Origin of the sequence: uncultured Campylobacter sp. (assembly GCF_905371695.1) — a bacterium.
In the GTDB taxonomy this organism is placed as follows: domain Bacteria; phylum Campylobacterota; class Campylobacteria; order Campylobacterales; family Campylobacteraceae; genus Campylobacter_A.
The window spans coordinates 1-6,260 of the sequence record NZ_CAJPMA010000094.1; the positions used below are offsets into that span (position 1 = coordinate 1).

A 6,260-nucleotide genomic window follows, 5' to 3' on the forward strand; every position below is an offset into this window, starting at 1 on the left:
TTCGATTATAGCGACATAGAACCCAGCATAGCGAATAAAAGCCGCGAATTTATGGGCTGGTTATGGGGACGAAACGACGGAAAAGTTAAACTTTTCGAGCTTCCTAATGATCCTGCACGCATTCAGGATAAATACTTTCAAAAAGGCTACCTAGACGCGACAGTTTCGACACCTTATTTAAACGCGTCATTTGATAACTACACCGCCGACCTTACCTACTATATCCACGAGGGCGAGCCTTACGACGTCGCTAGCGTTGGCATTAGCGCACCTAGCGAATTAGAACTAGATACTAACGAAATTTTAGACGATTTTAGGCTAGAAAGCGGGGACAGGATGAACTCCGCGCATCTACGCCAAGATATGAAGAAACTCGACGATATCGTGGCAGACAAGGGCTATGCGTTCGTCAAAGTTCAGCCTAAAACGCTAAAACACGACGAAAACAAAACCGTCGAGATCGAATATGAAGTAATTCCTGGCGAGCAAGTTTATATTAGAAACGTTAAAATTTCCGGCAACGACCGTACGGTCGATCGCGTCGTGCGTAGAGAGTTATACCTAACGGAAGGAAATTTATACAATAGAACGGATCTTCAAGATAGTAAAGACGCGCTAAAACGCACTAGCTACTTTGACGACGTCGAGATAAAGGAGGAGCGCATAGATAAAAACACCGTAGATCTCGAAGTAAAAGTTAAAGAGGCTTCAACGGGCTCTATCACCGGCGGTATCGGTTACGGCAGTTCGGACGGCTTGTTACTAAATGCGGGCGTATCGGATACCAATATTTTCGGCTCGGGCTTGCAAGGCACGATCAATATCGATAAAAGCGACGACGAGCTTTCCGGGACAAATCGGGCTTACTAATCCTAGAATTTTCGATAGCGAGTATAGCCTAGGCGGTACGATTTACGCAAACGATTACAGCTACGATAGTTACGACGAGCGCTCGTACGGCTTTACGACGACGCTAGGCAGAAAGCTAACTAGAAATTTAAGCGCGTCTCTCGGCTACGTCATAGAACAAAGCAAGATTAACGGACTAAAAGACGCCCTAAAAGAGGTCGGCTACAAGGAGGGCACAAACATAAAAAGCTCTATTATTCCGTCTATCACTTATAATAGCACGGATGATTATTACCTGCCTCGCCGCGGTATCATAGCGAGCACTTCGCTTGAATTCGCGGGTCTGGGAGGAGATGAAAAATTTGCAAAAAGCCGTGCGAATTTTAATTACTATTTCGGCACCAGAGATTATATCGACTATGACCTAATCTTGCGTTACAAAGCAAGCTTCGGTAAAATTTGGGATCGCGGATATATTCCTATTAACGAAAGGCTATACTTAGGCGGCATTAGAAGCTTGCGCGGATACGAAAGCAGAACGGTTTCTCCGAAGGTTAAAAGCAGGATCGACGGCAATTGGTACGAAACGGGCGGCGAAATTTCGTTTAATAACTCCTTTGAGTTAAGCTTTCCTATTATCGACCGCGTAAAAATGCGCGGCGTATTATTCTATGATTACGGCATGATCGGCGATAACTCGCTAAGCGAGATCAAACGCTCGTCCGCAGGCGCCGGTATCGAATGGGTAACGCCTATGGGGCCGCTACAACTAATTTTTGCTAAGGCTATCGGCAAAAAAGAAAACGACGATACCAATACGTTTGAATTTACGATCGGTAGACGCTTCTAAATTTTAAGGCGCGAATTTTTGCGCCTTAACTTCATTAATTTTTAACCGTTTCTCACTCTATTTTCCGCTTATTTTGCTATCCTGTTTATCAAATTTAAAGTGCTCGTATAAACCTAATAAATAAACGTAAATTCGTGCTACCGACTGGCGACGACAAAACTAAAAAACGATCGGCGCTGCATCATCGCATAAGAAAAAAAAATGCAAACATTGGGTATAATCCGAAAATTTTGTAAAAACAGGATAAAAATATGAGTTTTTTAGACATTTTTTCAAATATCAGAAAAGCCCAACCCGCCCCCAGCGAAGCGCCTAGTCACTGGGTAAAGTGCGACGGCTGCGGCGCGCTAATGTATCATAAAGAAGTAGAAGCCTGCTTTAACGTCTGTCCTAAATGCGGTTATCACATGAGATTAAAGCCGAGCGACCGAATAAATCTAATCTGCGACGAAGGCACGTTCACCGAATTCGACGCGAATTTAAAGCCCGTAGATCCGCTAAATTTCGTCGATAAAAAATCCTACAAAAAACGCATCGCCGAAAGCAAAGAAAAAACCGGACGCACCAGCTCCGTAATATGCGGCGAAGGCGAGTGTAATGGACAGAAAATCCAGTTAGTCGTATTTGACTTCGGTTTCATGGGCGGCTCGCTAGCCTCGGTCGAGGGCGAAAAGATAACTCGCGCCATCAAACGATCCATCGCCAAACGCCAAGCGCTCGTAATCGTAAGCGCCTCGGGCGGAGCTAGGATGCAAGAAAGTACCTTCTCTCTTATGCAAATGGCAAAAACTTCTGCGGCGTTAAAACTTCTAGACGAAGCGCGAGTACCGTTTATATCGGTGCTTACGGATCCTACGATGGGCGGCGTATCGGCTAGCTTCGCGTGGCTAGGCGATCTAATAATAGCAGAACCCGGCGCGCTCATCGGCTTTGCGGGGCAGCGCGTAATTAAGCAAACGATCGGCAGCGACTTGCCGGAAGGCTTTCAGCGATCGGAATTTTTACTCGAACACGGGCTAATAGACGCGATCTTACCGCGCGGCGAACATAAGCGATACATTAGCGATATGGTTAAATTTTTAAGCGCCGACGTAGCGCACAAACATAAAAAATCGCTCAGTCAAACCGAAATGGACGAGGCCGAAACGGGCGATAAATTCGAACTAAAATTGAAAAAATAAGGCGAAATTTTGGATATTTGCGTATTTAGCATTCAAAAATCCCGCGCCGATAATTTTGAAAACGAGATAAGACAATACGTAAAAATGTCCGCGAAATTCGCAAACGTAAGCGATAAAATTTTATTTTCGGACAAAATCGCAAAGGCTCAAAGCGCAGGACGAGAAGAGGCGCTAAAAGCCTACGACGAAGCGTACGAGCCTTTAATGAAGGGCTACTGCGTAATGCTTGACGAACGCGGAGAGAACCTAGATAGCGTAAAATTTTCTAAAATTTTCGAGCAAAGCTCGCAGATAAATTTTTTTATAGGCGGAGCTTACGGGTTAAGCGAAAATTTAAAGAAAAAAGCGCAGAAAATAATTAGCCTAAGCCCGATGACGTTTTCGCATAAGATCGCTAAATTAGCGCTTTTCGAGCAAATTTTTAGAGGCCTTTGCATAAAGGCGAACCATCCATATCACAAGTAAAGGAAATTTATGACCGACAACGAATTCGAGTTTTTCAAAAAGCTGCTTGAAGATAGAAGCGCTCAGATCAAAAAAAATATCGCCGACGCCGCGAACGAAACCAGCGGCCTTCGCGACAGCGGAGCTAGCGACGAGGGCGATATAGCTTTGATCAATGCCGATTCGCTGATAGAACAATCTATCTCGGCGCAGCAAAAAGCCGAGTTAGACGAGATTAACTACGCTTTGGCTAAAATTTCAAATAAAACTTACGGCGTTTGCGAAATGTGCGAAGAGGATATAGCAATCGCGCGCCTAAAAGCCAAACCTCACGCAAGATATTGCATCACGTGCCGAGAGATAGCCGACAAATCTAAAATTTAAAGGATAAAAGATGAAAACTAGGCGATTTTTCTTATACTCCACCGTTTATGTCGCTCTTGTGGGGATTTTAGTTTATTCGCTAAATTCGTCGCAATACACGCTTGAAATTTTAGGATACTCGCTAGCGATGCCTATTGCGGCGTGGTTTATGCTGCCCGTGGGAATATTTGCTCTGCTTGCGCTGTTTCATATGATCTATCACGCGATCGGATTTTACTCTTTCAAGCGCGCCCTAAAAAAGGACGGCGCGCTTTACGAAGGGCTCGTAAAAGAGGTGCTTTTGGGGCTTGACACAAACAAAGACTTCAAAACCGACGCTTATAAAATTCCCGCTCAAATCGCGCGAGTACTTTCGCCTTGGGATAAATACAAAGACATGGGCATCGATAGCGCCGAACTGGGCGGGATTTTGCAGGTCATTAAAAGCGTAAAAAACGGCGAAATAGCCGAGCTTAAAAAGTTTAAACTGCCCAAAGACAATCCGCTAAATTTACAAAACGAGCTAAACAAGATCGAAAAATCGCCGAATTTTTATCTTGAAATTTTAAAAAGCGGCGGCGAGCAAGACGGCAAATTAACGAGCGCTGCTTATGAGAAGCTGATCAAAGAAGCGCCTTTTAACGAGATAAAAAAGCTAAATTTACAGCTAAGCGCGCAAGACGTTATGCAAATTTTACGCCGCTTCGTAAACGATGAAATAGACGTTAGCGCGGATGAAATTTACGTGCTTTTAGACGACGCCAAAATTAGTAAAGAGCAATATTTAAGCGCGGCCGTTATGCTAAAAAATAAGCTAAAACCCGACGCGTTTTTATCGATATTCGAAAAACTTAAATCAATCCATGCCGATGCGGACGAAGCATACGTCTACGCGCTTTACGAGCTTGCGATGATCGATCAAGTAAGAGAGGCGATAAGCGGTAGCGACGCGGACGAATTTATGCAGGTTAAAACGCTTTTGTTTTTGCGCGATCACGGTAGAGCTACGCCTACGTCGCTATTTTTTAAATGATCGATTTTAGCGCCAAACCGCTTTTTCTAGCCCCGCTCGCGGGTTTTTCGGATCTACCGCTTCGCAGCGTCGTAAAGCGCTTCGGCTGCGACGTAACCGTAAGCGAAATGATAAGCGCAAACGCGCTGGTTTTTGAAAGCGGCGCGAAAACGCTAGAAATGATTAAAAAATCGCCGGGCGAAACGCCGTTTATCGTGCAAATCGCGGGTAGCGACGCGGACGTGATCGCGCGGGCGATCGAAATTTTAAACCGCTTTGAAGGTATCGACGGCATCGACCTAAACTGCGGCTGTCCCGTACCCAAAGTCGTACGCCAAAACGCGGGTTCGGCGCTTTTAAAAGACGCTTCGAATTTAGCCCGAATAGTAGAAACTATCAAAAAGACGTCTAATAAAAAAAGTCTAAGCGTAAAAATGCGTCTGGGCTTTAACGAAAAAACGCCCGAAATTTTAGCTCTCGCGGCGCAGAACGCAGGAGCGGACTATATAGCCGTGCACGGGCGCACTCGCGCCGGCGGATACAGCGCGCAGGTCGATTACGAGGCGATCGCGAGGGCAAAAGCGGCAGTAAAAATCCCCGTCGTCGCAAACGGAGACATAGATGCGCAAAACGCGGACCAAATTTTAGCGATAACCGGCTGCGACGCGCTAATGATCGGGCGCGCCAGCATAGGCAAGCCGTGGATATTTCGCGAGATAAAAGACGGCAAAAGCGTAAGCGGCGAACTAAAACGCGAGATAATTTTAGCGCATTTCGATGCGATGATAGAGCATTACGGCGAGCGCGGCGCGGCGATATTTCGCAAGCATTTACACCGATACTCCAAAGGGCTGGACGGCGCGGCGGCGTTTCGCGACGAGATAAATCACGCCAGAGAAATAAGCGCGATGCGCCGAAAAACGGCGGAATTCTTTGCCGTCTAATGCAAGGCTACATCATCCGCACACAAAAAGTCAAGGACGAAGATCTACTGGTCTTTATCCTTACTAAAAACGCGCTAGTTAAATCCTACCGCTTCTACGGCGCGCGCCACCCGAGCGTAATGACGGGCTACAAAATTGACTTTGAACTAAACGAAAGCCTAAATTTTCTCCCGCAACTACGCTCCGTGCTGCATCTTGGTCATCGCTGGCTGGTTTTACGCGAGCGGCTCGTGGTTTGGCAGCAGTTTATGCGGCTGCTTTACGCGCACTTAAAGGACGCGGGCGAGCTGGACGAAATTTACTTTAACGAGCTTGAAATTTGCGCCGCAAGGTTTGGACTGCAAAATCCAAAGCGACTAATAATCGAAAGCTATGCGAGAATTTTGGAAGCCGAAGGTAGATTGCATAGCGAATTCGAGTGCTTCGTATGCGACGAACCGATAGAGGGCAAAGTCTGTCTCACGCGCGGATTCTTGCCGTCGCATCAGCGTTGTTTCGAACGAGCGAATTTTGAGAAACATAAGATCGCGCGGCTATTCGAGGACAAAAGCGCGATCGACCTAAGCGACGACGAGGTGGATAAAATTTATCAAATAGTGCTTGAAGGATTTTAAAAT

At 46.0% G+C, this 6,260-nt stretch carries 6 protein-coding genes and 1 pseudogene; all 7 read left to right on the forward strand.

All coding sequences use genetic code 11. From position 1 onward, the window contains the following. A pseudogene (gene bamA, locus QZ147_RS07830) lies at window positions 1-1,699 on the forward strand (outer membrane protein assembly factor BamA); the annotation flags it as partial. 251 nt (window positions 1,700-1,950) lie between these two features. After that, entirely contained in the window at window positions 1,951-2,880 is a 930-nt protein-coding gene (gene accD / locus QZ147_RS07835; RefSeq protein WP_295148984.1) for an acetyl-CoA carboxylase, carboxyltransferase subunit beta, read from the forward strand. Window positions 2,881-2,889: 9 nt separating this feature from the next. Then, a complete protein-coding gene (locus QZ147_RS07840) occupies window positions 2,890-3,345 on the forward strand; it encodes a 23S rRNA (pseudouridine(1915)-N(3))-methyltransferase RlmH (RefSeq protein WP_295148987.1) in 456 nt (151 codons plus the stop codon). Between the two features lie 9 nt (window positions 3,346-3,354). Then, complete coding sequence (dksA, locus tag QZ147_RS07845; RefSeq protein WP_295148989.1) at window positions 3,355-3,708, forward strand: RNA polymerase-binding protein DksA; 354 nt, start codon at window positions 3,355-3,357, stop codon at window positions 3,706-3,708. Between the two features lie 10 nt (window positions 3,709-3,718). Further along, window positions 3,719-4,720: a LapA family protein gene (locus tag QZ147_RS07850; RefSeq protein ID WP_295148991.1), complete on the forward strand. Its 1,002-nt coding sequence runs from the start codon at window positions 3,719-3,721 to the stop codon at window positions 4,718-4,720. Beyond that, window positions 4,717-5,643, forward strand: a complete 927-nt coding sequence (locus tag QZ147_RS07855; protein WP_295148994.1) for a tRNA-dihydrouridine synthase — start codon at window positions 4,717-4,719, stop codon at window positions 5,641-5,643. The genes QZ147_RS07850 and QZ147_RS07855 overlap by 4 nt, the downstream gene beginning before the upstream one ends. Continuing rightward, a complete protein-coding gene (gene recO, locus QZ147_RS07860) occupies window positions 5,643-6,257 on the forward strand; it encodes a recombination protein RecO (RefSeq protein WP_295148996.1) in 615 nt (204 codons plus the stop codon). Before QZ147_RS07855 ends, recO begins: the two co-directional genes overlap by 1 nt. The last annotated feature ends 3 nt before the right edge of the window (window positions 6,258-6,260 follow it).